Genomic DNA, 26,674 nt, shown 5'->3' on the forward strand with positions numbered 1-26,674 from the left:
GCTGCCTCAGCGCAGGTCCTGCCATCGACCGGCCGCTCAGGCCGAGCGCTGCGCTTTGAGCGGTGAACGCAACCCAGCGCGCAGTGGTCAGCTGGGCGTGGACGGTGCCGGGAAAAACGGCGTGTACGCCCGGTACATGCCGGTTCCGGGCACCGGCCGCACCGCCTGGCGGTGCGCGCCGTCCTGTTGCCAGCCGCTGTCAGAACTTCATGTGCAGGCTCGCCATGTAGCGACGCCCGCTCCTGTAGCGACCGGCCAGGTGGTCGGTGTCGCCGAGATACTGCAGGTATTGCTCGTCCAGCAGGTTCTGCGCGTCGATCTGCAGCGACCAGTTCGGGCTGAATGCATAGCCGATGCTTGCGCCGAGTTCGGCATAGTCGTCCACGCTTGCCGGCGCGGCGCCGGCCACGTAACCGCCGGCCAGGTAGCTGTCGCGCCAGTTGTAGGTCAGCCGCGCATTGAGCGGGCCTTTTTCGTAGTACGGGCTGACTGCCACGCTGTTGCGCGACTGGTAGGGCAGGGCATCGCCGGTGTTGTTTTCGCCGTTGGCGTAGGTGTAGTTGGCGGTCAGGCCGAAGCCGCTGTCGCCGAACGGCTGCTGGAACGCGATGTTGAAGCCCTTGACCTTGCCATCGCCGGCATTGCGTGGCCGCTGGATGCTGTAATCGCAATAACCATCGGCGGTGCAGCCGTTGCTGCCGAGCAACTGCGCCCAACTCTGCGGCGCGGTATCGCGCAGCGCGTTGTACTGGCGCTCCACGCTGGCACTGGTGTCGATGTAGTTGTCGATCTTCTTGTAGAACAGCGACCACGCCACCACCGACTGCTGCGCGAAGTAATACTCGGCCGACAGGTTGAAGTTCCAGGATTCGTACGGCGACAGCTCGGCATTGCCACCACTGCCGGTCAGCGTGGTGTCGTTGAGGAAGGTGTTGTTGACCATCTGGTTGTACGGTGCCCAGGCGATCACCTTGGCCGCAGCAAAACGGAACACCCAATCGTCGGCGGCCTCGTAGGCCAGCGTGAGCGAAGGCAGCAAAAAATCCTCCTTGCGCGTGCGGGTCTGCCACAGGCTGTCGGCGTTCTGCAGGGTGGGCGTGCCGCTGTAGACGAAGCCGCTGCCGTCGGTTTTTGAATCGACATAACGCAGCCCGAGGTTGCCGCGCAGGCCGCCACCGGAGACGTTCAACTGGGCATAGGCGGCGTTATTGGTCTGCTGCAGCGCCCAGGTGTTGTTGAGGAAGCTGGCCGGATCCGGCGCGCCGTAGTCGACCGGGCTGTTGCGGATCCAATTCAGCACGTTGTTGCGGCCTGCCTGCACATGGCGGCCGTGGTCGGGATGGAAATCCTGCAGATCGGTCAGCCCGATCGTGCCTACATCGGCCAGCGTGCCCGGCGTCACGCCGCCATAGACGTTGAGCTCGAAGCGCTCCTCATGCTTGCCATGGCGCACGCCCAGCAGCAGTTGGTTGAACACGCTGTCAAACTGCAGATTCATATCGAGTTGGCCGTAGGTGTCCTTGCTTTCGGTGGAAAAGATGCCGTTATTGCCGAACCAGCCGCCGGCCGAGCCCCAGTTGGCCGGATCGCGCGCGCGCGCCGGATCGTCGAAGCGGATGCCGCGCCGCGTGTCCCAGCTGAAACCGCCGTTGTAGAACGGCTCGATGAAGTACTGCGACAGGTCCCTGTTCTCGGATCTGCTTTGGCCCACCTGCCCGTTCAATCCCCAGCCATCCCCGCGGAACGCGCCGCGCAGGTCCAGGCCCTTGGTGGTCACTTCCGATTCGCGCACGTTGTTGTCGTAGATCACGGTGCCGCCGAGCGGGTCGGCATTGGCGCCGGAGTGCCCGCTGGTCACCACGCCGTTGCGCAGGCCGCCGAGTCGATCCACTGCCGCTACCGTACCGGCATTCCAGGTCAAAAAGCTGTACATCGACTGGTTGTAGTTGTCGAAGTTCTCGTTGATGTACAAACCGCTGAGGTTGAATTCCAGCGCCTGGCTGGGCTTGAGTTGCAGGTTGACCACGGCGCTGTCGCGCTCGCGATCCTGCTGGAACCAGGCCGCGTTGATGGAGTTGGGCACGTCCGCATCGGCGGGCACGCCGCCTGCGGCATTGGCGAACGTGCCGGCCGGCGCGTAGCCGAACACTTCCATGCCGCGGCGATCGACGCGTTCTTCGTAATGCTGCGCCGACACCGCGATGCCGAAGGTGTCGGCCGCGTTTTTCCAGCTATACAGCAGTGCAGCGTTCGGTTTGCCTTCGCTGGCCTGCGCGCTGTAGCTGTAGCCGATGGAGGCGGCGACCTCGTTGACGTCCAGGTCCAGCGGCTGCCGGGTGTGCATCAACACGGTGCCGCCCAGGCTGCCCTCGGTCAGGCGTGCTTCGGAGGATTTGAGGATTTCCGCACGGCCCAGGATCTGCGGTGCCAGCAAGGTGTAGTCGAATCCGCGGCTGGGTTGCTCGCCGTAGAGCCAGATCGCCTGTGCCACCGGGTGGCCGTCCAGGAACGACAGATTGAGGCTGGGGTCGGTGCCGTCGATGCTGACGCGCTCGCCCTGGCCGAAGCGCCGGTCCAGGGTGACGCCGGGAATCTGCGACAGCGCCTCGGCCACGTTGGTGCTTGGAAACTTGCCGATGTCTTCGGCGGTGATCGCTTCGGAAATGCCTGTGTTGTTGCGTTTGGTGTCGAGCGATTTTTCCAGGCTGGCACGGATGCCGACCACTTGCACGGCATCCAGATCGGTGGCCTGTCGGTCAATCGTGTCCTGGGCTTGCGCAGCGAATGCCAGCGACAACGCGATCGCGCTGGACAGCAGGGTGATGCTGTATTTCATGATGTCTCTCCTCATCACGCACAGGGGTGGACGGCGGGCTGCTGCTCGCCGGATGCGGGGTCTTGCAGACGCGCGCTCGTGGCCGAGCGCGTGGTGAATCGCTTACGACACGTCAGCGTGGTGTTGCAGATACCAGTTGGCCGCGCCGAGCACGCCCAGTTGCCCATGCTCGACCAACTTGACCGGAATGCGTTCGAGCACCGCGCGCATGCGGCCCTTGGCCAGAAAGCGTTCGCGGAAAGCGCTGTTCTGCAGGAACGGCCCGATCGTCGGCAAGAAGCCGCCGGTCAGATAGATGCCGCCGGCCGCGCCGTAGGCCAGCGCCATGTCGCCGACCGCGCTGCCTAATATGGCGCAGAAGATCTGCAGGCAATCGCGTGCCAATGCATCGTCTTCGTGCAGCGCGGCATGCGTGATTGCGGCCGGCAGCCGATGGCGCGGCGTGGCGCCCTGCAGCTCGCACGCGGCGTCGTAGAGATGCAGCAAGCCGGGTCCGGACAGCACATGTTCGAGCGGCAGATAGCGCTCGCCACGCAGCAGGATCCGCAGCAATTGCACTTCCATCTCGTCGTTGCTGGCCAGGGCGACCTGACCGGCTTCGGTGGCGAGCACGATCGCCCGCGGCCTGGCATCGATCCAGACCGCCGCACCCAGCCCGGTGCCTGGGCCGACTACCAGGATCGGGCCGGTGGCGCGCGCATGCGGCGGCGTCGGCCCGCTCAGTTGCAGCGCGACGCGGTGTTCCATCAACGGTGCGGCGTAGGCCACCGCTTCGAACGCTTCGAAATCGTTGACCAGGTGCACGCTGGGCACGGCAAGCGCGGCGCGAATGCGGCCAGGCGAAATCGTCCACGGCAGGTTGTTGCTGATGAAGCTGCCATCGTCCAGCGCGACCCCGGCACTGGCGATCACCACCGCCTCGACATCGCGCCGTTGCTGCAGGAAATCGGCAAGGATGGCGTCCAGACCGGCATGTTCGGCGCAGCGGTAGGTGCGGTAATGCGACAACTCGATCGCAGCGTTGCCCGCCCGCGCGATGTGGCCGACCCGCACATGCGTGCCACCCACGTCGGCCGCGATGAAACCGGTGGCAACCGGTGCGGTGGGCAAGCCAGAAGCGAGAGCAGAACGCGAAGTCGCAGCCACGTGCAGTCCTTTGGATTCGTCCGACCGGCCAATGCGATCGGCGGGTAGCGGCCTGTGTAGAAGTTGGTGACAACGATGTCAATGGTTCAGTCGGGTTGGATCGATCTTGCTGGCGGACTCAAGTGCGAAATCGCCCGGCTCAATGCTGTGTGCGCGGATGTGTTTGCGCACTGCGGGAGAGTTTCCACACAAGTCATTGTCCGTCTGCGACGGTGGCGTCTGTTGTCGCTATCTGGACGCTTGACCATCGTCGCGGTCGCCGCAGATATTCGATATTCGATACCGACAGCGTGTTGGTTGCGTCTGCTATCGGAGGAGTCGCAGACTCATCGGGCAGCCGCCGCAGAGGCAGCGTCCGGCAGGGTGCTGCAGGCCGCGCCGTCGGTGGGTGGCGCCTGCGTCGGGTAGTGCTGCTTGCCGAGCACGTAGGTCTGGCTGGTGGCGACGAAGCCATCCGCGTAGGTGGCCTCGACGAAGTACGCGCTCCAGCCGGTGTCGGGAATCTGCACCGGTACCGACACGGTGTTGCCGCGTACAGGCGCGACCGGCGTTGCGCTGTAACGAATGCCGCAGGCATAGCGGAAATCGCGCGCCGCCGGGTTGCTCGCCTGCCACAGACGCAACTGCGCAGGCCGCTCGGAGGAGTGGAAGCGGATCTGCGGGTGCTCGCCCGTGCGCAGGGAAGCGCGCACCGTCGGCAACGTACGCTGCTGCTGAAGACGGGTCACGAAGGGCACCAAGCTGTCGACGATCGAGGCGCGGATGCCGTTGTGCGCGCTGTTGGGCACCATACGCAGCGCCTTGCTGCCGGGTAGCGCGTTGTAGAAGAACTGCGTGTTGTCCGGCAGGAAGAAATCGTCGCCGCAGGCATTGACGATGTACTTGGGCACGGCCAGGCGTTTGCGCTGCGGCGTGTGCAGATAACTCAGCGGGTCCTGCAGTTGCACCAGTTGCGCAAATGCCGGCGTGTGCAGCTGCGCGGTGATTCCGTGCCTGGCGTAGGCGCCGAATGCGATCGGCCAGTTGCCGCCATAGGCCCGGGACATGTGCTCGAGCACGGCCGGCAGATTGAGGATGTCGATCACGAACGGCACCACGGCCTCCACGCGGGCATCGGCAATGGTGGCGTGCCAGCTCGCCCAGCCGCGCTTGGAGGCGCCGGCGAGGATGAAGCGATGAATCCGCAACGGCGCCAATTCGCGTTCGGCCAGGCTCATGGTGCGCGCGATCGCCGCGGCCATCGGCACATGCAGCGGCATGGTCTTGCGTTGGTGCGGCGATGTCAGAAACAGCGACCAGCTGTAGGCGACGCTGTCGTCTTCGCGGCGCGGCGTGCCATCGTTGCGATAGGTCAGCGCCTGGCTGGGGATGTCGCCGAGCGCGATCACCACGGTGCGGCTGCGCTTTGCCAGCGCCGCCAGGGCATCGGGCGACAATTCGCTGGACGGCTGCGGCGCGCCGCCATCGACTGGATGACGGGTGCCATTGGTGGAGATCAACAGTGCACGTGTCGGCAGCGCATCCGTTGGTACATAGATCGCGACATCGTGTTGCCAGCTGGCCGGCTGCACCAGTGCCTCGGGCGACCATTGCTGCGAGGTCAGCAGGTAATCGCGCCGCTCGACGCCGGCCACCGTGCTGGTGGCCACACGCCGGTAGACCAGCGGTTGGCGCTCGATGGCATCGTGATAGCACACCAGCGCCTGGCTGAAGCCGACCTCGGGCGCATCGGCGCACTGCTGCGCTGACAGGGCGGGTGCAGTGGCCGTCGCTGCAGGCGCAGCGCCCGCCAACCAGCCCAGTGACGCCAGCAACACCAGGCTGCAACGTGTCATCGAACGCATGGGTGTCCTCCGCGTGTCGTGCGTGCGTCAGTCCCCGGTGGTGGGCCGCGCCGCGCCCCGGTCGCGCTTACTTGATCCGGCGGACCTTAGCCTGCGTGTTGTAGCCCTCGATCTGCAGATACCACACGCCGACCAGACCCGGCTTGATCTTGACCTTGGGCGCGGCCTTGCGCACGCCCGACAACGTGGCGGCGTCGGTCTGCTCCCAGTCCTGGCCATTGGCGAGCGTGTAGACGCGCCCGGTCGAAAAACCCTTGAACTCGCCAACGATGTTGCTCTCGATCGGCTCCTTGCTGCCGAAATCGAAGAAGCCGCGGTTCTTGACGATCACTTCCTGGCGGCCGGCTTCCTTGGCCTGTTCGACCACGACCGCAGCTTCCTTGGCGACCTTGCCCTGCAGCCAGTCGTTGAGCGCGGCCAGTTCGCCGGCATCGAGCTTGTCCAGGCCGGCGGCCTTGAACTGTTCGGCGCTCATCTGCGACTGCAGGTCGCCCTGCACCGCGCGCTGTGCCAGGGCCGGGCTGGCGTTCAGGGCAAGGATCAGGCAGACCAGCAAGGGAATGCGGCGCGCGAGCGACATGGAAGCCATCCAGAAGACGAAGAGGCCGCTAGTGTAGACGCTGGAGCGCAGCGTGCAGCCTGAGACCACAGGTGCTGATGTGTGCGGGACAGCCCCAAACCGCCTCGCACAGCGTGGAGACACCACCAGCGTGTGGGGGCGCTCCGCCACCGGCGACGTAAGGTCTACGCGGGCACTTTCGCACGCTCGGGACGGCGGTAAACAAACTCCGGCGGCGTTGCGGCGGCCTCGCGTTCGGCGGTGGCGCGCACCTCGGCATGCCGTGGCGAGCGTTCGCAGACCGGGTCCAGCGTGGCGGCATCGCCGCTGAGCGCCAGCGCCTGGCAGCGGCAGCCGCCCCAGTCGATCTCGCGCTTGGGGCAGCCCTGGCAGACCTCCGGCATCCATGCGGTGCCGCGGAAGCGCACGAAGGCCTCGCCGTTGTTCCAGATGTCGGCCAGCGAACGCTCGCGCAGGTTGTCGAAGCGCATGCCCTCGATGGTTTCGGCCGCGTGGCAGGGCAGCACGTCGCCGCGCGGGGAGATGTTGACGAAGCGCTGGCCCCAGCCGCCCATGCACGGCTTGGGCTGACGGGCGTAGTAATCGGGGGTGACGAAGTCGATCGCCAGGCGGTCGCCGAGCTCGCGGCGGGCGGTTTCCACCGCATCAATCGTGGCCATCAGCTGCTCGCGGCTGGGCATCAGCGCGGCGCGATTGCGCAGGCCCCAGCCGTAGTACTGGGTGTGCGCCACTTCGATGCGTTCGGCCTGCCATTCCAGCGCCAGCGCGATCATGCCGGGCACGCGCTCGGCGTTATGGCGATGCAGCACCGCATTGAGCGTCAGCGGCAGGCCGCGTGCACGCACGGCGGCGGCGAACTCGCGCTTCTTCGACAGACTGTTGCGGTAACCGGCGATGCGGTCGGCACCGGCCGGGTCGACGTCCTGCACGCTCAGCTGCACATGCTCCAGTCCGGCCGCCTGCAGCTGGTCCAGCATCGGCTCGCCGCCGGCCACGCCGGAGGTGATCAGATTGCTGTACAGCCCGAGCGCGCGTGCATGCGCCACCAGCTCGGGCAGGTCCTTGCGCAGCATCGGCTCGCCGCCGGAAAAATGCGCCTGCAGCACGCCCATGTCGGCGGCCTGCTGCAGCAGCGAGCGCCAGCCGGCGGTATCCATTTCCTCGCGCAGCGCCGCCAATGCGATCGGGTTGGAGCAATACGGGCAGGCCAACGGGCAGCGATGGGTCAGCTCCAGCAGCACCGACAGTGGCGGCGGGGCGATGGTCATAGCCGCAGCAGACGCTTTTGATGCAGCGTGTTGGTGAACTCGATCACGTCGCGTTCGATATCGGCCGCGTCGGCATCGAATTCGTCAGCCAGTTCCTGCGCGATCTGCGCCAGCGAGCGCGCGCCATCGTAGCGCTGTGCCACCACCACTGCGATCTCGTCCAGCTCGACCACGCGTTCCGGCGCCAGCAGCACCCACTGGTCGCGTGCGCGGTCGTGCTGCAGGCGCACGCCTGCGCGCAGGGCTGGCTGGCTGTCGCGGGTGATGCTGCTCACGCCGCGGCCCGGCTGGCGTCGCGGTCGGGCACGAACGCATCCGGCCACACGATGCCCGGGGCGACGTAGGCCACGTGCAATGCATCCAGCTGCACCCACAGCACCGAGCACTTGAAGTGCAGCGCGGCCTTGACCAGGTCCTGTTTCTCGACGGTATCGGCGTGCCGCTTGACGTAGTCCAGCGCGAAATCCGAATCGCGTGGCGCTTCGGTCAGGCGATGCTCGAAATACGCCAGCGCTTCGGGCGAGACGAAGTCGTAATGCTTGAGCATGCCGGCCACGCGCCGGCCGATGATGTTGGGGGCGAACAACTCGGTCAGCGAGGAGGCGATCGCCTCGAGCAGGCTTTTTTCGCGCACGAAGTGCAGATAGGCCTGCACCGCAAACCGGGTGCCGGGCAGTAGCGCACGGCCGGATTCCACCAGTGCGCGATCCAGGCCGAGCGCATCGGTCAGGTGCAGCCAGCGCGCGATGCCGCCATCGCTGGGGCTGTTGCCGTCGTGATCGACAATGCGTTGCCGCCAGATCCGCCGCAACGCCGGGTCTTCCATGCGCGCCAGGATCGCGGCGTCCTTCAATGGAATGCAGCGCTGGTATTCGAAGCGGTTCAGCGCCCAGGCCTGGACCTGGCCGCGATCGAGCTTGCCCTCGTGCAGGAGCGCATGGAAGGGATGCTGGTCGTGGTACAGGCGGGCGCCGATGGCGCGCAGGTCCGCCTCCAGCTGGTCCGGGGTGAGCAGGGTGGTCACAGGGTGATCTCCAGGCCGTCGTGCGCGACGTCCCAGCCGCTGGCACGCGCGCTGGCGTACTCCGGGGAGTGGATGTCGAGCACGGGATTGGTGGTGTTGAGATGGATGAAGATCTTGCGCGCCACCTCCAGCGGGGCAAACGCGGCGATGCTGCCGTCGGGGCCATCGATGCTCATGTGGCCCATGCGCTGACCGGTCTTCTGGCTGATGCCCAGTTGCACCATCTCGTCGTCGCGCCACAGCGTGCCGTCGAAGAACACCAGTTCTGCGTCTTGCAGGCGCACACGCAAGGCATCGGTCATCGCCGCGCAGCCGGGGATGTAGTGCACGCGGTGCTGGCCATCGTCGATGGTCAACCCGAGGGTTTCTTCATTGGAGCCGGCCAGGTCGCCCCCGCTGCGCGATTCCATGAACAGCGGCACCTTGCCGGGCACCGAGAATGGCGTGAGTTGCAGGCCCAGCAGCGCCAACGGCGTGTCCAGCGCAAACGGCTGGCGCTGCACGTACGTTGGATTGACCGCATCGAAGATGGGGTTCTGCGACAGCAGATCGAGCACGCGGCTGCTGGCATGCAGCGAGAACGCCTGGCTTTCGCGCATCGACAGCAATCCGGCGATATGGTCGATCTCGCCGCTGGTCAGCAGCACCGCTTCGATCGGCGAATGCCGCAGACCGTGCTGCGGCCAGAGTGCCGGCGTTGCAAGAATTTGTTGACGGAAATCGGGTGAGGCGTTGATCAGGACCCAACGCTGGCCATCGGCGCTGACGGCGATGCTGGCCTGGGTACGACGTCGGGCACCGTCGGCTTGTTGCCATGCCCGCCGACTGGCGGGTGTATGGCAATTCCACTGCGGGTGCCCACCGCCGGCCGCCGATCCCAGAACGATGATGCGCATGGAGAACTGTTACCTGTCTGCCGGCGACTGCCGGTCATGCATCGGGAGCAAGGGCGGCAGGTGAACTCAGAATTCGCCGGAGACGTAGCAGTTGATCTCGGCGCCACAGTTGACTTCACGAACGACAGGCTTCTTCCAGGTCTTCATCGGCTACCTCGCAGTTGGTTGGGGTGACGTCGCCGCGGCAGGACGCAGCGACAACGCCACTGGAGGATAGGCAGGCGGTTTAAGCGAGTTGTAAAAAGCATGTAAAAAGCCGATTGAGCGTTCCGATCGGCCTGCAGCGCTGCACCTGTTGCGGCGCACAGCGGTTGCGAATCAAGGCGTTGGCGGGTGAACCGACCATAAGCGCAAGCGTGCGGGATTGCGCCGACGATGCAGCGATTGCGCGTTGTGGAGAAGGTGACGCGCACGTTACCGTAGCTGTCAGTTCCCTGTTGTTGCCCATCGCCGTGTCCACCGCTGTGACCAGTTCTTCATTCGACCGTCTGCATACATTGCTGCAGCGTCCCGCCATTGCGTCGATCGCGCCGGACTTGCGTGATGCGTTGGCGCAGGCCTGGCAGCAGCTGCCGGCGCCGAGCGAGAACATGGCCTGGGCGCTGCTCGCCGACACGCTGGACGCATTGGCGTTGCTGGCGGCGGATGAGGCCACCCTGATCGCGGCACTGCTGTTCGACCTGCCGGCGTTGCGCGGCACGATCGCCGGCCTGCCGTGGCAACCGGCGGAGCGCCGGGTGGCAGTGGAAGGACTGCTGGAGGGGCTGGATGCGGCCGACCAGGTCTGGGCCCTGCACGCCGGTCGCGAGGCCGGGCGCAACAGCGAAGGCCTGCGGCGGCTGTTGCTGTCCATCATCCACGACCTGCGGGTGGTGCCGATCCTGCTGGCGCGGCAGTTGGCACGCATGCGCGTGGCCGACCGTCTGAGCGAAGAACAGCGCCGTGCACTGGCCCAGCTCACCCGCGACATCCATGCGCCGCTGGCCAACCGGCTGGGCATCTGGCAGGTGAAGTGGGAGCTGGAAGACCTGGCGTTCCGGCATCTGGAGCCGGACACTTACCGCCGCATCGCCCGCGAGGTGGACGAAACCCGCGTGGCGCGCGAGCGCTATCTGGACGCGGTCAAGCGCACCCTGTCGACGACGCTGGCCCAGCAGGGCCTGCGCGCGGAGGTGAGCGGGCGGCCGAAGCATATCTACAGCATCTGGCGGAAGATGCAGAAAAAGCGCCTGTCCTTCGACCAGCTGTACGACATCCGCGCGGTGCGGGTGATGGTCGAGGACGTGGCCGCCTGCTATGCCGCCCTGGGTGCGGTGCACTCGCTGTGGGCGCCGGTGCCGAGCGAGTTCGACGATTACATCGCCCGGCCCAAGGCCAACGACTACCGCTCGCTGCATACCGCGGTGGTCGGCCCGGAAGGGCGCACCATCGAAATCCAGATCCGTACCCACGAGATGCATGCGCAGGCCGAACTGGGCGTGGCCGCGCACTGGAAGTACAAGGAAGGCGGCAAGGGCGGCGAGAAGGCCTTCGACCGCAAGATCCTGTGGATGCGCCAGCTGCTGGAACAGGTGCAGGAAGGCGACCACGGCGAGCTGGCCGGTGCGCTGGATGCCGAGCTGATCGAAGACCGCGTGTATGCGCTGACGCCCAAGGGCGAGGTCATCGACCTGCCGCAAGGCGCCACGCCGCTGGATTTCGCCTACCACGTGCACACCATGGTCGGGCATCGCTGCCGCGGCGCGCGCGTCAACGACCGCATCGTGCCGCTGACCTATCGGCTGCGCAGCGGCGACCGGGTGGAGATCATGACCGCCAAGGAAGCCGACCCGCGTCGCGACTGGCTGCTGGTGTCCAACGGTTTTCTGGCCAGCGGGCGCTCGCGCGACAAGGTGCGCGCGTGGTTCCACAAGCTTGACCGCGCGCGCAACGTGCAGGCCGGCAAGGACCTGCTCGATCGCGAACTCAAGCGGCTGGGCTTGCAGCACGCCGACCTGGGCGTGGCCACACGCAAGTTCCACGCCGAGACTGTCGACGATCTGTATATCCAGGTGGCGCTGGGCGATACCGGGCCCAACCAGGTCAGCCGCGCCTTGCTGGAAGCCGAGCGGGCCGCCTCGCAACCCGCGGTGCCGGCGCCGCCACGGCCCACCGCGCGCCGCGAGGGGTTGGGCAAATCCAAGTTCACCGTGCAGGGCGTGGGCAATCTGCTGGTGCAGCTGGCGCGTTGCTGCCAGCCGGTGGCGGGCGAGCCGATCGCCGGCTATCTGACCCGCGGCCGCGGCATCACCGTGCATCGCACCGATTGCGCGGCACTGTCGCGTCTGGCAGCGGCACATCCGCAGCGGGTGTTGCCGGTGGAGTGGGGCCAGGCCGGCAGCGGCTACGAGGTGGATGTGCAGGTGCGCGCGGTCGACCGCCGCTGGCTGCTCAAGGACATCACCAACCTGATCGCGCAGGAGGACGCGCACGTGCTGGAAATCAACAGCGACAACGTGCGCGACACCGGTAGGGCGCAGCTGCGCCTGCGCCTGAAGGTCAGCGATTACGATCAGCTGTCCAGCTTGCTCGGCAAACTTGATGCTTTGCCTGGGGTGAGTGAGGTGCGGCGACTCGGTTGAGTGCGCCGCAGCTCGCCGGCGCCAATCGCTTTGAAACAGGCGGCACCCACAGCAAGCGCGGTGTGCTTGCCTGCCGATTCCCGATTCCCCAAACCCACATCGTCTTCGCAGCAGACAGCTACCATGGTTGGGTGAAAGCGTCCCCCTCAGGTCGCGCCAAGGACGGACGCCACCGCATGTTCCCGCTTCCGCGCTGGGCCAGATCGCCCCGCCTCTGGGCGCCATTGCGCAGTCGCGCGCTATGGCGCGTGGTCCTGGCGTTGTGTGCCTGTCTATTGCTGACCACGGTCGTGCTACGCAAGCCGTTGGCCGATTGGCTATGGCCGGACACGCGCATCCAGCAACTCCTGCAACGGGGCGATGCGGCGCTGGCGCGCGGCCATCTCAGTGCGGCCGATGGCAATGGCGCGCGCGAACTGTTCGCTGCTGCGCTTGCCCTGGACAGCGACCGTGGCGAGGCCCGCGCCGGCCTGGCGCGCACTGGTGCCGCCGCCGTGGTGCAGGCACGTGCGGCGGTCGCAGCCGGGGACGCCGCCGCTGCACAACGTGCGTTGACGCTGGCGAACGCGCTGGAGGTGCCGCAGGCGCAGACCGCCCCGGTCGCGCTGCGCCTGCGCGCGCTGCAGGCGCGTCGGGCCGGACTGGACGCCTTGTTCGCACAGGCGGTGTCCGCGCAACAGCAAGGACGCCTGGATGGCAGCCCGGACAGCGCGCTGCCGTTGTACCAGCGCATTCTGACCCTGGCGCCGGACCGTACCGATGCACTGGAAGGGCGCGAGGACGCATTGACCGATCTGCTGGCGCAGGCCCGCCATGCACTGGCACGCGATGCGCTCGGCGATGCGGCGATGCTGCTGGCCGCCGCCAAGCGCTATGACCCCGGGCATGCCGATGTCCCGCTGACCGAGGGCCACTACCACCGCGTGCTCGAACAGCGCCGTCAGCGCGCGCAAGGCCTGTTGCGGCGTGGGCGCCTGGCACCGGCTGCACGCGATTTCAACGCGGTGCTGGGAGCCGAACCGGAGGATGCGGCCGCCCAGCGTGGGCTTGAGCGGGTGGCAGGCGAATATGCCGCGCAAGCCGGCCGGCAGGCGGCGGACTTTCAGTTCGACGCCGCGTTGCAGTCGCTGCAGGAAGCGAAAGCGTTGCTGCCGGGCGCTGCATCGATCGCGCAGGCCGAGCAGGCGATTGCGCGTGCACGCGATGCGCAACGCAGCCCGGAAACCGGGCTGTCGCGCGGTGCCCGCGAGCGCCGCCTGCGCGCGCTGCTGCAGCGGGTGACGGATGCCGAAGCGCGACAGCAGTGGATGACGCCGCCCGGCGCCAGTGCCTACGACGCGGTGCGTGCTGCGCAGGCGCTGGCGCCGCGCGATCCACGCGTGCTGCAGGCCGCCGCACGCGTGGTGCCGGCGAGTCAGCGCTGCTTCGAGGACGAGCTGCGCAACAACCGCCTGCGTGCCGCGCGCGGCTGTCTGGATGCCTGGCAGGCGCTGACGCCCAATGGCGATGCGCTGGCCGGCGCGCGCCGCCGACTTGCGCAGCGCTGGGTTGCGGTGGGCAGCGAACGCCTGGGACAAGAGGACGCAGCGTTCGCGCGCCGCGCGCAGCACGAAGCGCACCAGCTGGATCCGGGGCTGCCGGAACTGGCCGAGTTCACGCGCCGGGTCAAGGCCGTGGTGGAGCAGCGTTGACGCGGCGGCTGTCTTCGACGGCACCACCCAGAGCGCAATGCCCGAGCGCCCGGCGCACACTCACCCCGCAATGAACAGCTCGCGCACCGTGCCACGCGCCGCATCCAGCGAAAAATGCCGGGCCACGTTATGTAACCCGTTGTCGGCCAGGCGCTGCCACAGCGCCGCATCGCGATACAGACGCACGATCGCATCGGCGAACGCGTCGGCGTCGTCCGCCACGCAGACATCCTCGCCATCGCGCAAGTGCATGCCTTCCACCGCACACGTGGTGCCGACGACCGGCTGCCCATGCGCCATGCTCAGGTTGATCTTGCCTTTGACGCCGGCGCCGAAGCGCAGCGGCGCCACCGCGATGCGTGCGGTCTCCATGAATGGCAGCAGATCCGGCACATGCCCGTGCAATTGCACGCCGGGGCATTCGTCGGCCAGCAGCGTCAGCGCTTGCGGCATGTCCGCGCCGATGCAGTGGAAGGTCACCTCCGGCAATTGCGCGCGCACCTGCGGAAAGATCGCGCTGATGAACCACTGCACCGCATCCACATTGGGTGGATGCCGGAAGCCGCCGACGAACACCAGATCGCGGCGTTGCGCGAAAGGCTGCCCGCTGCCGGCCACCTCATGCAGATTGGAGAGCAGGGCGGTGCGGATCTGCGGTGCGTCCGCCTGCAGTTGCGCCTGCTCGGCCGCCGAGACCAGCAGCGTGACATCGGTGGCCGCCATGATCTCCAGTTCGCGCAGGCGGGTGCGCTCTGCCGCGCGCAACAGGTTGGCATCGCCGGCCAGCTCGGCGCCGCGGCGCTCGCGCAGGTAATGCAGGTCGACGGTGTCGAACAGGGTGCGCGCCTGCGGGGCGTAGCGTCTGAGCAGCGGTAGACAGGCATGCGCGACGTGGTGACGTACCAGCAGCACCACGGCAAACCGCGGGCCGTGCGTGCGCAGCCAGCTGCCGATGCCCTCAAGAAACGGCGCGTACCAGACTTCCACGCCCAGTTGCTGCAGCGCCTGCGTGTGCCGTCCGGCGTGTTCGCGGCGGGTCGGCACGAACACCACGTGCGCGCCTTCATCGCACAGCAGGCGGATCAGGTTGAACTGCCGCAACGAGCCGGAGTCGCGATCCGGTTGCGGCACGCATTCGTCCAGGATCAGCACCTGGCGCTGGCCACGATGCAGCAGCGCAGGTCCGGGAACCGTGCCGACCGGCAGTTGCGTTGCCAGCGCCTGCTGCCATTTGTCGGCGAACACGCCTTGATTGCGCACCTGATACGCCTTCACCCCGGTGCGGGTGTCGGTGCCATTGCTGGTGCCCTCGTCGTGCACCACCACGCTGGCCGGCTGCACCAGCACCCGGTGGCCGGCCGCACGCACCGCAAACGCCAGGTCGGTGTCCTCGTAATACGCCGGCATGTAGCGGCGATCCAGCCCGCCCAGCGTCTGCAACAGCACGCGTGGCAGCGCGATGGCCGCACCGGAGCAATAGTCCATCGCACGCACATAGGCATGGCGCGGGTCGTCGGCCGATTCGAAACGGCCATAACTCCACGCGCTGCCATCGGTGAACACCACGCCGCCGGACTCCTGCAGGCGTCCATCCGGATACACCAGCTGCGCGCCGACCAGGCCGGCGGTGGGGTGCTGGGCAAAGGTGTCGATCAGCCGATCCAGCCAGCCAGGCTGCGGGATGGTGTCGTTGTTGAGCAGCACTACGTACTCGCCGCGTGCCAGCGCGATGCCGTCGTTGCAGGCGGCGATGAAACCGCCATTGCTGATGCGCCGGTGGTAGTGCAGCCCCTGCACCTGCGGCAGCTGCGCTTGCGTGGCATCGCTGCTGCCGTCGTCCACGACGATGATCTCCACCTCCAGCAACGGCGGATGCGCCGCCAGTGCGCGCAGACACGCCAGCGTGTGCGCGATGTGGTTGTAGACCGGAATCACCAGCGTCACGCGCGGGGCGTCGCTGTGCGGAACCGCAAACGCGGCAAACGGCGCCGCCTCCGGCAACCACAACGGCGTGCCGAGCGCCACCGGCGGTGCCTGCGTATGCACGCGAATGCGCTGCCAGGTGGCGCGCCAGCCGCGTGTGCGCATGCTCGCCACGCTGCGGTGGATCAGCCCGAGCACGCGATTGAACAGATAGCGTGCGTCGGCCAGGGACATCGACATTCCGTTGGAACTCCAGACATGGCGTGGCGAGGAAAACCGGGCGAGCAGTGGCCAGGCAGGCGAGGACGGCGCAAGGCAAGCGCGGGGTACGCAGGGTACCCGCAGATGCCGAGGATGGTCCTCGCCCGCCTGACGGCAGGCGTCGCAGGTTTTGTTAGCCGCTCTTAAGTCAAAGGGTCCGGCTGACCACAACCACGACAGCGCTGCGCTAGACTCGCCGGACTCTACATTCTCGCATCCCTGTGCCCCGACGCCACGACAACGACGCTCCCGACGATTTCGAGGACGATTCCACCGAGCAAGGCTCCCGCTGGCAACGCAGGCTGATTGTCTGGGCCTTTGCGGCATTCGCGCTGGCGCTCGGGTTCCTGATTCCCTACACGGTATATCTGAACAAGCAGGTCACCCAGCGTTTCGGCGAGCTGCGTTGGCAGATCCCGACCCGCGTGTACGGGCGGCCGCTGGTGCTGGCGCCGGGCAATGCGCTGGATGCGGCCACCCTGAAGACCGAGCTGGACGCAGCCTCGTACCGCGACGACGGGCAGGCCAAGCTGGCCGGCACCTACCAGCAGGACGGCAGCCGCTTCACCATCGCCAGCCGCGGCTATATCGATGTGGACGGGCGCGTGCCCGCGCGGCGGGTTGAGGTCAGCCTCTCCGGTGGGCGCGTGGCCAGCCTGCGCGACGCCGGCGACCGCAAGGCGCTGAAGAGTGCGCGGCTGGATCCGGCGCGCATCGCCACGCTGTACGGGCAGAAGCAGGAAGAACGCCGCCTGGTGCGCATGGAAGAAGTGCCCGAGCTGCTGGTCACCGGCCTGCAGGCGGTCGAGGACCGCGACTTCAACAGCCACCACGGCATCGACCTGAGCGGCATGGTGCGCGCGGCCTGGATCATGGCGCGCTCCGGCGGCCAGGTCCGCCAGGGCGCCAGCACCCTGACCCAGCAGCTGGCGCGCAGCGGCCTGCTCGGCATCGGCAAGGAACAGACCCTCACCCGCAAGTTCAACGAGATCCTGTACGCGGTGATCATGGAGGCGCGTTACGACAAGCGCACCATCCTGGAGGCCTATCTCAACCAGGTCTATCTGGGCCAGCGCGGCGGGCAGGCGATCCACGGCGTGTCCTCGGGTGCGGAGCTGTGGTTCGGCCGCGAGCTGAATTCGATGACCACCGAGCAGATCGCCTTGCTGATCGGGCTGGTCAAGGGGCCGTCCTACTACGACCCGCGACGCAACCCGGAGCGCGCGCTGGATCGACGCAATTTCGTGCTGGGCAAGCTGCACGAAAACAACCTGATCGACGCGGCCGAATACAAGCGCGCACTGGCCGCACCGCTGGGCGTGCCGACCGAGCCCGGCCTGGTCGCGGCCAACCGCTTCCCGGCCTATGTGGATCTGGTGCGGCGCCAGCTGGCGCACGACTATCCGGAAGGCGTGCTGCAGGGCGCCGGCATGAGCGTGCTCACCGGCATGTCGCCGTCCGCGCAGGCGTATGCCGAAGGCGCGGTGACCGGCACCATCAAGCGGCTGGACAACAAGAAGCGCCCGCCGCTGCAGGCCGGCCTGGTGCTGACCGACGTGCATAACGGCGATGTGCTGGCGGTGGTCGGCAGCCGCGACGTGGCCAAGCCGGGCTTCAACCGCGCGGTCGAAGCGCAGCGGCAGGTCGGCTCCTTGCTCAAGCCGTTCGTGTACCTGCTGGCGCTGGCCTCGCCGGACCGCTGGGCTCTGTCCAGCTGGGTCGACGATGCGCCGGTGACGGTGCAGCTCAGCCGCGGCAAGACCTGGTCGCCGGGCAATTCCGACAACCGCAGCCACGGCACGGTGCGGCTGATCGATGCGCTGGCGCATTCCTACAACCAGTCCACGGTGCGCGTGGGCATGCAGGTCGGCCCGGAGCGCATCGCCCAGCTGATCCAGGTCTTGGCCGGCATCAAGGCCGACACCAATCCCTCGCTGATCCTCGGTGCCACCGACCAGAGCCCGTACGGCATGGCGCAGCTGTACCAGTTCCTGGCCGCCGGCGGCGAAATCCAGCCGCTGCATGCGGTGCGCGGCGTGCTCGATCCGCAGGGCAAGCTGCTCAAGCGCTACGACAAGACCCCGGCGCCGGCGCAGGAGGGCGATTCGGTGGCCGCCAACCTGATCAGCATCGCGCTGCAGCAGGTGGTCAGCGGCGGCACCGCACGGCAACTGCTGGGCGATGGCCTGGGGCGGCTGTCGCCGGCTGGCAAGACCGGCACCTCCAACGACGGCCGCGACAGCTGGTACGCCGGCTACACCGGCGACCATCTGGCGGTGATCTGGATGGGCAACGACCAGAACGAGCAGACCGGCCTGTACGGCGCCACCGGCGCGATGCGGGTGTGGTCGAGCATCTTCGCGCGGCTGCCGAGTGCGCCGTTGAAGGTCAGCGGCAAGGGCCTGGACTGGCAGTGGGTGGATGCGGCCGGCACCGGCGTCACCGATGCCGGCTGCCCGGGCGCGCGTCAGTTCCCGTTCGTGGTCGGCTTCACCCCGGCCTATGCCCCCTGTGCCGGCAATGTACCGTCGATCGAAGGCGTGCCTGGCGATGCATCCGCGCCGGCCGAACAATCCGGCGGTGGTGGCTGGCGTCGCTTCTTCGGTCTGGAAAAGAAGCCGGAAGACCCCGCGCCGGCACCCGCCGCGGCTCCACCTGCACGTTGACTGGAGTGACCCGATGAACCGACTGCACCGTTTGCTTGCCCTCGCTGGCGTGTCTGCCGCACTCACCGCCTGCGTCAGCGCGCCGCCCGCGCCACCACCGGCCCCGGTGGACCCGACCACGCCGACACAGCGCCTGTTGCTGATCGAACGCGAGGCCGGCGTCGACGACACCGAGCTGTCGGTGCAGCCATTGCGCGACCCGCAGGTGGACGATCTGCGCGAGACCGCCAAGAGCAAGCGCCAGGCCGGCGACCTGGCCGGCGCGGCTGCGGCGCTGGATCAGGCCGTGGGCCTGGTCTCCGGCGATCCGGCCATCCTGCAGGAGCGTGCCGAAGTGGCGGTGCTGCAGGCCGATTGGCCCGCCGCCGAGGGTTTCGCCAAGCAGGCCATCGAGCTGGGCTCCAAGACCGGGCCGCTGTGCCGTCGGCATTGGGCCACCATCGAACAGTCGCGGCTGGCGCGTGGCGAGAAGGAAAACGCCGCCTCGGCCAAGTCGCAGATTGCCGGGTGCACGGTGCCCGGCGTGAAACGCTACTGAGCACGGCAGCGACGCCGGCTGCGCTTGCCGCAAGGCAGGCGCGGCAAGCGTGTGGCCTGTACCACTTGCGCCCACCTGCACGACGCGAGCGATTCCTGCCCGCGCACGACCGCCAGCGGCGCTGCGCAGTTCGCCGTGGGTCGTAAGTGCCGCTGCGCGGCTGGTGCCGCCACCGGTCCACAAGCGCAAGCCAGGCAGCGTCACCGCGCACGCGCTAGGCTGTCGCGCTTCCTGCCCCAGCTTCCGGTCCCATGTCCCAACTTGCCACTGCCAGCATCGAGGCGCTCAGCGAGGGCGGGGCGCTTGCGCGTCAGCTCGATGCGTTTGCGCCGCGTGCCGCGCAGTTGCGCCTGACCGGCGCCATCGCCGAAGCGTTCGAGGCGCGCGAGGTGCTGCTGGCCGAAGCCGGCACCGGCACCGGCAAGACCTACGCCTATCTGGTGCCGGCGCTGCTGTCGGGGTTGAAGACCATCGTGTCGACCGGCACGCGTGCCCTGCAGGACCAGTTGTTCCATCGCGACCTGCCACGCGTGCGCGCCGCGCTCGGCATCGGCCTGCGCAGCGCGCTGCTGAAGGGGCGCGCGAACTATCTGTGCAAGTACCGCACCCAGCAGGCGCGGGGCGAGCCGCGCTTTGCCACGCCCCAGCAGGTCTCGCAGTTCCAGCGCATCGTGGCCTGGAGCGGGCGCACCCAGTTCGGCGACATGGCCGAGCTGGAAGCCTTGCCGGACGATTCGCCGCTGCTGCCGCTGGTGACCTCCACCGTCGACAACTGCCTGGGTACCGAATGCCCGTTCTACAGCGAATGCTTCGTGGTGCAGGCGCGCCAGCGCGCGCAGGCGGCCGATCTGGTGGTGGTCAACCACCATCTGCTGCTCGCCGATCTGGCGCTCAAACAGGAAGGCTTTGGCGAGATCCTGCCCGGCGCGCAGGCCTTCGTCATCGACGAGGCGCACCAGCTGCCGGAACTGGCGGCGAACTTCTTCGGCGAAAGTTTCGGCATGCGGCCGTGGCAGGAACTGGCGCGCGATTGCATGGTCGAAGCGCGCCTGGTCGCCGGTGCGCAGGCCAGCCTGCAGGAACCGATCCTGGCCCTGGACGAGGCCTTGCGCGGCCTGCGTGCGGGCATGGAAGGCCTGCCCTCGCGCGGCACGCAATGGCGTGCGCTGTCCAGGCCGCAGGTGCGCGAAGGCTTCGATGCGGTGTTGTCGTCGTTGGCGCGCTTGGGCGAGGCCCTGCTGCCGTTGCGCGAGGCCTCGCCGGGGTTCGATGGTTGTTCTGCACGTGCGCAGGAAGCGTTGGCGCGGTTGTCGCGCTGGCTGGGCGAGGACGCGCCGGTGCCGGATTTCGACCAGGAGCTGCCGGATACTGTCGACAACGACGTGCTGTGGTACGAGCTCAGCCCGCGCGGTTTCCGCTGCCAGCGCACGCCGTTGGACGTGTCCGGGCCGCTGCGCGAGCACCGCGAGAAATCCCACGCGGCCTGGGTGTTCACCTCGGCCACGCTGGCGGTGGGCGGCGAGTTCGACCACATCGCGCAGCGCCTGGGCCTGAGCGATCCGGTGACCTTGCTGCAGCCCAGTCCCTTCGATTGGGCGCGCCAGGCGCTGTGCTATCTGCCGCCGAACCTGCCCGATCCGGCTGCGCGCGGATTCGGCACGGCGCTGATCGCGGCGCTGACGCCGGTACTGGACGCCTCCAACGGCCGCGCCTTCCTGTTGTTCGCCTCGCACCGCGCGCTGCGCGAGGCCGCCGACGCATTGCGCGGTGCGCCGTGGCCATTGTTCGTGCAGGGCGAAGCGCCGCGTGCCACCTTGCTGCAGCGTTTCCGCACGTCCGGCAACGGCGTGCTGCTGGGGTCGGCCAGCTTCCGCGAGGGCGTGGATGTGGTCGGCGATGCCCTGAGCGTGGTGGTGATCGACAAGCTGCCGTTCGCCGCGCCCGACGACCCGGTGTTCGAAGCGCGCCTGGATGCGATCCGCCGCGACGGCGGCAACCCGTTCCGCGACGAACAGTTGCCGCAGGCGGTGATCGCGCTCAAACAGGGCGTGGGCCGGCTGATCCGCAGCGAAACCGATCGCGGCGTGCTGGTGCTGTGCGATCCGCGGCTGGTGAACAAGGGCTACGGCCGCACCTTCATGAAGTCGCTGCCGCCGTTTGCGCGCACCCGCGAGATCGGCGACGTGCGCGCGTTCTTTGGCGTCGCCGAGCCGGTGGGCGACAATGGCGTGCTCGCGTTGCCGTTCGGCGACGACTGAGCTCTCCCTTCCTGCCTGCGGTCCTGCCATGAAAGTCCTCGCGTTCGAGACCTCCACCGAAGCCTGTTCCGTCGCGCTGCACGTGGATGGCCGCGTGCTGGAGCGCTTCGAACTGGCGCCGCGTCGCCATGCCGAACTGGCGCTGCCATGGGCCGGGCAACTGCTGGCCGACGCCGGCATCGCGCGCCGCCAGCTCGATGCGATCGCGGTCGGTCGTGGCCCGGGCGCCTTCACCGGCGTGCGTCTGGCGATCGGCATTGCGCAGGGCATCGCGCTGGGCCTGGACGTGCCGGTGCTGGCGGTGTCCACGCTGCAGGTGCTGGCTCTGCGCGCGCCCGCCGAGGCGGCGCAGGTGGTGGCCTGCATCGATGCGCGCATGGGCGAGGTGTATGCCGGCGTCTTCGCGCGCGATAGCGACACGCTGCGGGAGCTGGTGCCGGAAGTGGTGTGCGCACCGCAGGAATGCGTCGTGCCGGACACGCTGCACCGCTTTGCCGGTGTCGGCAGCGGATTCGCCGCTGCCGATGCAGTGCTGCAACAGCGATTTGCAACCCGGCTGAGCAGTATCGATGCCGCCGCATTGCCGCATGCCGCCGATCTGCTCACGCTGGCCGTGCCGGCGCTGCTGCGCGGCGAAGGCGTGGCGCCGGAGCGGGTGGAACCGGCGTATCTGCGCGACAACGTGGCGCTGACCCTGCTCGAGCAGCAGGCCGCACGCGCAGCCAAGGCCGCTGGCGCCGCGCCATGACCGACGCGTTGCAGCGCGCACGTTTCCGCGGCTGCCTGCTGGGCCTGGCGGTGGGCGATGCGCTCGGCACCACGCTGGAATTCTGCGCGCCGGGCAGCTTCACCCCGATCGACGACATGTGCGGCGGCGGCCCGTTCGCGCTGCGCGCCGGGCAGTGGACCGACGACACCTCGATGGCCCTGTGCCTGGCGCACAGCCTGCTGTATCGGCAAGGCTTCGACGCCGCCGACCAGATGAACCGCTATTGCAACTGGTACCAGCACGGTTACCTCAGCAGCACCGGCGCCTGCTTCGATATCGGCGCAACCGTGCGGCAGGCGCTGGAGCGCTATCTGGAGGGCGGGCCGGCCTTCAGCGGCAGCACCGATCCGCGCTCGGCCGGCAATGGCTCGCTGATGCGGCTGGCGCCGGTGGCGATGTATTACGCGCACCGCCCCGCCGAGCTGGGCGAGCGCGCCGCCGACAGCTCGCGCACCACGCATGCCGCTGACGAAGCGCTGGATGCCTGCCGGCTGTTCGCCTTCCAGTTGCGTGCCGCGCTGCTCGGCAGCCAGCGCCAGCAGGTGTTGCAGGCCCGCTGCGAAGGGCTGTCGACGCCGGCGCTGCGTGCGTTGTCGGTGCGCGACCATCGGGCGGTTCCCGCCGCCCGGATCCGCGGCACCGGCTACGTGGTCGATGCGCTGTCGGCGGCGCTCTGGTGCGTCGCCACCACCGACACGTTCGCCGATGCGGTGCTGCGTGCGGCCAACCTGGGCGACGATGCCGACACCACCGCGGCCATCTGCGGTCAGCTGGCCGGTGCGTTCCATGGCATCGACGGGATTCCCGCCGCCTGGCGCGCGCGCGTGCAGGATGCAGACGCGATCGTCGACCTGGCCGATCGGCTGTACGCAGCTGCGCAGGTCGCGTAACGCCGCACCGCGCACTGGCCAACGCAGTCCGCGGGAAGGCATGCCGCAGAAAGACGCGTCCCGACCGGACGCGCGACAGCTCAACGATCGTCGTGCAGTTCGCCGCCGGGCAAAAACAGCCAGGTGCGGGTGACCTGCAGGATATCCACGTCGTCTTTGGTCCTGGGCAACGGCGGGAACGGCTGTGCCAGCTGCACCACCCGCAGCGCTGCCGCATCCAGGGCCGGGGTGCCGCTGGAGATCAGCACGCGGCTGCTTTCCACGCTGCCGTCGCGGCGCACGCCCACACTGATCACCACCTTGCCGCCGAGTCGGCGACGGCGCGCCTCATCCGGGTAGTTGAGATTGCCGACGCGCTCGGCGCGGTCCACCCAGGCACGCAGGTAGTTGGCGTAGGCGTACTCGCGGGTACTGGCCGAGACGAACTTGCGATTGGGGCGCTTGGCATATTGCTCCGAGCGCAGATGCACCTCGGCGGCGAGCCGGGCCATTTCCGCATCGCGCTGCACGCGTTGCGCATCGGTGGGCGAGAACGGGTCGGTCTGCGGGTTCGGCTGCGGGGTGGGGACGGCCTGCTCGCCGCGGCGACTGACCACCACGCGGGTCTGGGTCGGTTCCGGCGCCTGCACCGTGGTCGCGTGTTGCGCCTGCGGTGCCAGCCCGCTGCGGTCCTGCGGCACCACCCCGGGCTGGCTGTCGCGCGGGCGTTGCGCTGTGGCGTGATCGCCGCCGCCCTGCTGGTTGGCCTGGGCCAGGAAATCGGCCTGCCTGGGCGTCAGCGGGGTGCTGGTCTGGCTGAAGATCACATCCAGCGTCGGCACCAGCGGTGCGTCCTCGCTGACCGCAAATCCTACGCCCAGGATCAGCGCGCCGTGCAGCAGCAGCGAGATCGCCAGCGTCGCGGTCAGCCGTCGACGCTCGTCCCTGAGAGCCGCCGGTGCCGCGGCCGCGCTCATTGCGCCGCGCCGGCCTCGATCGCGTCGAACAGCAGCCCGGCGATGTTCAGGCCGAACTGCGCATCCAGCTCACGCACGCAGGTGGGGCTGGTGACGTTGACCTCGGTCAGGTAATCGCCGATCACGTCCAAGCCGACGAAGCGCATGCCGCGGCGGCGCATTTCCGGGCCCACCTGCGCGGCGATCCAGCGGTCGCGCTCGGACAGCGGCCTGCCTTCGCCACGTCCGCCGGCGGCCAGATTGCCGCGGAATTCGTCGCCTTGCGGAATCCGTGCCAGGCAATAGTCCACCGGCTCGCCATCGACCAGCAGGATGCGCTTGTCGCCGGCGGTGATGTCGGGGATGAAGCGCTGTGCCAGGGTCAGCTTGCGATTGCCGTCGGTCAGCGTTTCCAGGATCACGTTGAGGTTGGGGTCGCCGGCGCCGCTGCGGAAGATCGAACGCCCGCCCATGCCGTCCAGCGGCTTGAGCACGGCCTGGCCGTGTTCGAGCACGAAGGCCTTCAGCGCCGCCGCATCGCGGCTGACCAGTGTCGGCGGGCAGCACTGCGGAAACAGCAACGCGGCCAGTTTTTCGTTGTAGTCGCGCAGGCCCTGCGGGTCGTTGACCACCTGCGCGCCGGCGCGCTGGGCCACGCTCAGTACCTGGGTGTCGTAGACGAACTCCGCATCCACCGGCGGGTCCTTGCGCATCAGCACCACCTGTCCGGGACCGAATTCCAGTTCGGCGAACTCGCCCAGGCTGAACCAGCCGGTCTTGTCCTCGCGCACGCTCAAGGGCGCGACCTGTGCCACCGCGCGTCCCTCACGCAGGCTGAGTCCGCCGGGACGCACATACTGCAGCCGGTGACCACGCCGCTGCGCTTCCAGCAACATGGCGAAGGTGGTGTCTTTGGCGATCTTGATGGAGGCGATGGGATCCATCACCACAACGACGTCGAGCGACATGGGAAGCCAAACCTTTAGAACAGGCTGCAGATGGTAACTTCAAGCGGTGGGCGATGGCGCGCCCGGCCGGGCGTGAATGCGCGACTTGCCGGTCGGCCCGCAGCTGCGCACAGTCGGAACGTCCGCCCGGCGGGCCCCCGGCAACGCGCCCTTGACAGTCAATGCGGGTCTTGGGATATACATGCAGTTTCGTAGCGACGCCGGAAGGTGAAGAAGCGTCGCGCGTCCGGGGATCTTTGCATGACTGAAAATATTGCTGCGGGTGGGGAACTCGCAGGACTGAAGGTGATGGTGATCGATGATTCGAAGACCATTCGCCGCACCGCCGAGACGCTGCTGAAGCGGGAAGGCTGTGAAGTAGTGACGGCGACCGATGGTTTCGAGGCACTGGCCAAGATTGCCGACCAGCAACCTCAGATCATTTTTGTCGACATCATGATGCCGCGCCTGGATGGGTACCAGACGTGCGCGTTGATCAAGGGCAACCAGCTCTTCAAGTCGACGCCGGTGATCATGCTGTCGTCCAAGGACGGCCTGTTCGACAAGGCACGCGGCCGCATCGTCGGCTCCGAGCAATATCTGACCAAGCCGTTCACACGTGAAGAACTATTGAGCGCGATTCGCACGTACGTCCACGCCTGACCAGGGGGAAAGGCAACATGGCTCGAATTATATTGATCGAGGACTCGCCCACCGACAGGGCAGTCTTCAGTCAATGGCTGGAAAAAGCAGGCCATACGGTCGTCGCCACCGACAATGCCGAGGAGGGACTTGCGCTGATTCGCAGCCAGGCGCCCGATCTGGTGCTGATGGACGTGGTGCTGCCCGGCATGAGCGGCTTCCAGGCAACGCGTGCATTGGCGCGCGACCAGGCCACCAAGGACATCCCCGTGCTGCTGGTCAGCACCAAGGGCATGGAAACCGACAAGGCCTGGGGTTTGCGACAAGGTGCCAGCGACTACATCGTCAAGCCGCCGCGCGAAGACGACCTGATCGCCCGCATCAAACAACTGGTGCGTTGATGCGTTCTCCATTCGACATTCTCGAAGACTACGAGCGTCGTAGTCTTGCGCACGCCACGCCGCTGCCGGAACGCCAGTTCTCGGCCGATATCTGGCGCGGCGTCGGTTATCGCGTCGGTACCCGGCGGCTGGTCTCGGATTTCCGCGAAGTCGCAGAAATCGTGCCGATGCCGCCGGTCACGCCGGTGCCGGGCGCACAGCCCTGGTTGCTCGGCGTGGGCAACCTGCGCGGCAACCTGTTCCCGGTGATCGATCTGAAGCAGTTCCTGGAGGGCCGGCGGACGGTGCTGCAGGAAGGCCAGCGTGTGCTGATCATGCGCCAGAGCGGCGGCGACGTCGCGCTCACCATCGATGAGCTGTACGGCCAGCGCAGCTTCGAGCAGGTCCAGGCGGTCGAACCCGGCGAGCTGGCGCAAGGCCGCTACGCCCACTTCATCGACCGTGCCTTCCGCAACGAGACGCAGGACTGGGGTGTGTTCTCCCTGGCGTTGCTGTCGCGCACTCCTGAATTCCGGCAGGCCGCGGCCTAAGCCGCGAC

22 protein-coding genes and 1 other RNA gene are annotated in these 26,674 nt (G+C 67.8%); 10 read left to right on the forward strand and 13 right to left on the reverse strand.

All coding sequences use genetic code 11. From position 1 onward, the window contains the following. Positions 1-61: 61 nt before the first annotated feature. From XaplCFBP3123_RS10030 to pqqA, 10 genes are all read right to left on the reverse strand, one after another. Positions 62-138, reverse strand: a non-coding RNA gene (locus tag XaplCFBP3123_RS10030) — sX9 sRNA. 61 nt (positions 139-199) lie between these two features. Beyond that, positions 200-2,836 (reverse strand): TonB-dependent receptor, encoded by a 2,637-nt coding sequence (locus XaplCFBP3123_RS10035; protein ID WP_104533918.1) that lies wholly within the window; start codon positions 2,834-2,836, stop codon positions 200-202. A gap of 102 nt (positions 2,837-2,938) precedes the next feature. Next, a complete protein-coding gene (locus XaplCFBP3123_RS10040) occupies positions 2,939-3,982 on the reverse strand; it encodes a glucokinase family protein (RefSeq protein ID WP_104533919.1) in 1,044 nt (347 codons plus the stop codon). A gap of 326 nt (positions 3,983-4,308) precedes the next feature. Continuing rightward, the gene (locus tag XaplCFBP3123_RS10045; RefSeq protein WP_104533920.1) at positions 4,309-5,826 is read right to left on the reverse strand and encodes a PhoPQ-activated pathogenicity-related family protein; all 1,518 of its coding nucleotides are present in this window, start codon (positions 5,824-5,826) and stop codon (positions 4,309-4,311) included. A 67-nt stretch (positions 5,827-5,893) separates the two neighbouring features. After that, complete coding sequence (locus tag XaplCFBP3123_RS10050; protein ID WP_104533921.1) at positions 5,894-6,406, reverse strand: hypothetical protein; 513 nt, start codon at positions 6,404-6,406, stop codon at positions 5,894-5,896. A 164-nt stretch (positions 6,407-6,570) separates the two neighbouring features. Next, positions 6,571-7,674, reverse strand: coding sequence for a pyrroloquinoline quinone biosynthesis protein PqqE (gene pqqE, locus XaplCFBP3123_RS10055; protein ID WP_104533922.1), 1,104 nt, complete (start codon positions 7,672-7,674; stop codon positions 6,571-6,573). Next, the gene (gene pqqD / locus XaplCFBP3123_RS10060; protein ID WP_104533923.1) at positions 7,671-7,949 is read right to left on the reverse strand and encodes a pyrroloquinoline quinone biosynthesis peptide chaperone PqqD; all 279 of its coding nucleotides are present in this window, start codon (positions 7,947-7,949) and stop codon (positions 7,671-7,673) included. The genes pqqE and pqqD overlap by 4 nt, the downstream gene beginning before the upstream one ends. Beyond that, a complete protein-coding gene (pqqC, locus tag XaplCFBP3123_RS10065; protein WP_104533924.1) occupies positions 7,946-8,698 on the reverse strand; it encodes a pyrroloquinoline-quinone synthase PqqC in 753 nt (250 codons plus the stop codon). The genes pqqD and pqqC overlap by 4 nt, the downstream gene beginning before the upstream one ends. Then, positions 8,695-9,594, reverse strand: coding sequence for a pyrroloquinoline quinone biosynthesis protein PqqB (pqqB, locus tag XaplCFBP3123_RS10070; RefSeq protein ID WP_104533925.1), 900 nt, complete (start codon positions 9,592-9,594; stop codon positions 8,695-8,697). Before pqqB ends, pqqC begins: the two co-directional genes overlap by 4 nt. A 66-nt stretch (positions 9,595-9,660) precedes the next feature. After that, positions 9,661-9,741, reverse strand: coding sequence for a pyrroloquinoline quinone precursor peptide PqqA (pqqA, locus tag XaplCFBP3123_RS10075; protein ID WP_002812057.1), 81 nt, complete (start codon positions 9,739-9,741; stop codon positions 9,661-9,663). Positions 9,742-10,031: 290 nt separating this feature from the next. Between pqqA and XaplCFBP3123_RS10080 the strand changes: the two genes are divergently transcribed. Next, positions 10,032-12,215, forward strand: coding sequence for a RelA/SpoT family protein (locus XaplCFBP3123_RS10080; RefSeq protein WP_104533926.1), 2,184 nt, complete (start codon positions 10,032-10,034; stop codon positions 12,213-12,215). Between the two features lie 176 nt (positions 12,216-12,391). Further along, entirely contained in the window at positions 12,392-13,906 is a 1,515-nt protein-coding gene (locus XaplCFBP3123_RS21505) for a hypothetical protein (RefSeq protein WP_172453193.1), read from the forward strand. A 60-nt stretch (positions 13,907-13,966) separates the two neighbouring features. Here the strand turns inward: XaplCFBP3123_RS21505 and XaplCFBP3123_RS10095 are convergent, their stop codons facing one another. Beyond that, complete coding sequence (locus XaplCFBP3123_RS10095) at positions 13,967-16,069, reverse strand: glycosyltransferase (RefSeq protein ID WP_104533928.1); 2,103 nt, start codon at positions 16,067-16,069, stop codon at positions 13,967-13,969. A gap of 242 nt (positions 16,070-16,311) precedes the next feature. Between XaplCFBP3123_RS10095 and mrcB the strand changes: the two genes are divergently transcribed. The 5 genes from mrcB to XaplCFBP3123_RS10120 all read left to right on the forward strand — a co-directional run bounded on the left by mrcB (position 16,312) and on the right by XaplCFBP3123_RS10120 (position 23,211). Beyond that, positions 16,312-18,756 (forward strand): penicillin-binding protein 1B, encoded by a 2,445-nt coding sequence (gene mrcB, locus XaplCFBP3123_RS10100; protein ID WP_104533929.1) that lies wholly within the window; start codon positions 16,312-16,314, stop codon positions 18,754-18,756. A gap of 13 nt (positions 18,757-18,769) precedes the next feature. Further along, a complete protein-coding gene (locus XaplCFBP3123_RS10105; protein WP_104533930.1) occupies positions 18,770-19,294 on the forward strand; it encodes a hypothetical protein in 525 nt (174 codons plus the stop codon). Between the two features lie 251 nt (positions 19,295-19,545). Next, on the forward strand, positions 19,546-21,552 hold the full coding sequence (locus XaplCFBP3123_RS10110; RefSeq protein ID WP_104533931.1) for an ATP-dependent DNA helicase: 2,007 nt from the start codon (positions 19,546-19,548) through the stop codon (positions 21,550-21,552). Positions 21,553-21,580: 28 nt separating this feature from the next. Beyond that, on the forward strand, positions 21,581-22,300 hold the full coding sequence (gene tsaB / locus XaplCFBP3123_RS10115) for a tRNA (adenosine(37)-N6)-threonylcarbamoyltransferase complex dimerization subunit type 1 TsaB (RefSeq protein WP_104533932.1): 720 nt from the start codon (positions 21,581-21,583) through the stop codon (positions 22,298-22,300). Continuing rightward, positions 22,297-23,211, forward strand: coding sequence for an ADP-ribosylglycohydrolase family protein (locus tag XaplCFBP3123_RS10120; RefSeq protein ID WP_104533933.1), 915 nt, complete (start codon positions 22,297-22,299; stop codon positions 23,209-23,211). The genes tsaB and XaplCFBP3123_RS10120 overlap by 4 nt, the downstream gene beginning before the upstream one ends. An 80-nt stretch (positions 23,212-23,291) precedes the next feature. Here the strand turns inward: XaplCFBP3123_RS10120 and XaplCFBP3123_RS10125 are convergent, their stop codons facing one another. Together XaplCFBP3123_RS10125 and gshB are read right to left on the reverse strand one after the other, a co-directional pair. Then, the gene (locus XaplCFBP3123_RS10125; RefSeq protein WP_104533934.1) at positions 23,292-24,167 is read right to left on the reverse strand and encodes an energy transducer TonB family protein; all 876 of its coding nucleotides are present in this window, start codon (positions 24,165-24,167) and stop codon (positions 23,292-23,294) included. Next, positions 24,164-25,114, reverse strand: a complete 951-nt coding sequence (gshB, locus tag XaplCFBP3123_RS10130) for a glutathione synthase (protein ID WP_104533935.1) — start codon at positions 25,112-25,114, stop codon at positions 24,164-24,166. Before gshB ends, XaplCFBP3123_RS10125 begins: the two co-directional genes overlap by 4 nt. Positions 25,115-25,354: 240 nt before the next feature. Here gshB and pilG point away from each other — a divergent pair, with 240 nt between their 5' ends. From pilG to XaplCFBP3123_RS10145, 3 genes are read left to right on the forward strand one after another with little or no spacing between them, the layout of a single operon-like run. Next, positions 25,355-25,756, forward strand: coding sequence for a twitching motility response regulator PilG (gene pilG / locus XaplCFBP3123_RS10135; RefSeq protein WP_024711139.1), 402 nt, complete (start codon positions 25,355-25,357; stop codon positions 25,754-25,756). A gap of 17 nt (positions 25,757-25,773) precedes the next feature. Further along, the gene (locus tag XaplCFBP3123_RS10140; RefSeq protein WP_024940328.1) at positions 25,774-26,136 is read left to right on the forward strand and encodes a response regulator; all 363 of its coding nucleotides are present in this window, start codon (positions 25,774-25,776) and stop codon (positions 26,134-26,136) included. After that, entirely contained in the window at positions 26,136-26,666 is a 531-nt protein-coding gene (locus tag XaplCFBP3123_RS10145; protein ID WP_003482487.1) for a chemotaxis protein CheW, read from the forward strand. The genes XaplCFBP3123_RS10140 and XaplCFBP3123_RS10145 overlap by 1 nt, the downstream gene beginning before the upstream one ends. The last annotated feature ends 8 nt before the right edge of the window (positions 26,667-26,674 follow it).

Origin of the sequence: Xanthomonas arboricola pv. populi (genome assembly GCF_002939945.1) — a bacterium.
GTDB lineage: Bacteria > Pseudomonadota > Gammaproteobacteria > Xanthomonadales > Xanthomonadaceae > Xanthomonas > Xanthomonas arboricola_A.

Excerpts from the sequence above, each read along its gene's own strand:
- XaplCFBP3123_RS10145 (WP_003482487.1), top strand. The coding sequence starts at position 26,136 with ATGCGTTCTCCATTCGACATTCTCGAAGACTACGAGCGTCGTAGTCTT.
- pqqB (WP_104533925.1), bottom strand. The coding sequence starts at position 9,594 with ATGCGCATCATCGTTCTGGGATCGGCGGCCGGCGGTGGGCACCCGCAG.
- XaplCFBP3123_RS10125 (WP_104533934.1), bottom strand. The coding sequence starts at position 24,167 with ATGAGCGCGGCCGCGGCACCGGCGGCTCTCAGGGACGAGCGTCGACGG.
- XaplCFBP3123_RS10035 (WP_104533918.1), bottom strand. The coding sequence starts at position 2,836 with ATGAAATACAGCATCACCCTGCTGTCCAGCGCGATCGCGTTGTCGCTG.
- XaplCFBP3123_RS10140 (WP_024940328.1), top strand. The coding sequence starts at position 25,774 with ATGGCTCGAATTATATTGATCGAGGACTCGCCCACCGACAGGGCAGTC.
- pilG (WP_024711139.1), top strand. The coding sequence starts at position 25,355 with ATGACTGAAAATATTGCTGCGGGTGGGGAACTCGCAGGACTGAAGGTG.
- XaplCFBP3123_RS10105 (WP_104533930.1), top strand. The coding sequence starts at position 18,770 with ATGAACCGACTGCACCGTTTGCTTGCCCTCGCTGGCGTGTCTGCCGCA.
- XaplCFBP3123_RS10110 (WP_104533931.1), top strand. The coding sequence starts at position 19,546 with ATGTCCCAACTTGCCACTGCCAGCATCGAGGCGCTCAGCGAGGGCGGG.
- XaplCFBP3123_RS10095 (WP_104533928.1), bottom strand. The coding sequence starts at position 16,069 with ATGTCGATGTCCCTGGCCGACGCACGCTATCTGTTCAATCGCGTGCTC.
- pqqE (WP_104533922.1), bottom strand. The coding sequence starts at position 7,674 with ATGACCATCGCCCCGCCGCCACTGTCGGTGCTGCTGGAGCTGACCCAT.
- XaplCFBP3123_RS10120 (WP_104533933.1), top strand. The coding sequence starts at position 22,297 with ATGACCGACGCGTTGCAGCGCGCACGTTTCCGCGGCTGCCTGCTGGGC.
- XaplCFBP3123_RS10045 (WP_104533920.1), bottom strand. The coding sequence starts at position 5,826 with ATGCGTTCGATGACACGTTGCAGCCTGGTGTTGCTGGCGTCACTGGGC.
- tsaB (WP_104533932.1), top strand. The coding sequence starts at position 21,581 with ATGAAAGTCCTCGCGTTCGAGACCTCCACCGAAGCCTGTTCCGTCGCG.
- gshB (WP_104533935.1), bottom strand. The coding sequence starts at position 25,114 with ATGTCGCTCGACGTCGTTGTGGTGATGGATCCCATCGCCTCCATCAAG.
- XaplCFBP3123_RS21505 (WP_172453193.1), top strand. The coding sequence starts at position 12,392 with ATGTTCCCGCTTCCGCGCTGGGCCAGATCGCCCCGCCTCTGGGCGCCA.
- XaplCFBP3123_RS10050 (WP_104533921.1), bottom strand. The coding sequence starts at position 6,406 with ATGTCGCTCGCGCGCCGCATTCCCTTGCTGGTCTGCCTGATCCTTGCC.
- pqqA (WP_002812057.1), bottom strand. The coding sequence starts at position 9,741 with ATGAAGACCTGGAAGAAGCCTGTCGTTCGTGAAGTCAACTGTGGCGCC.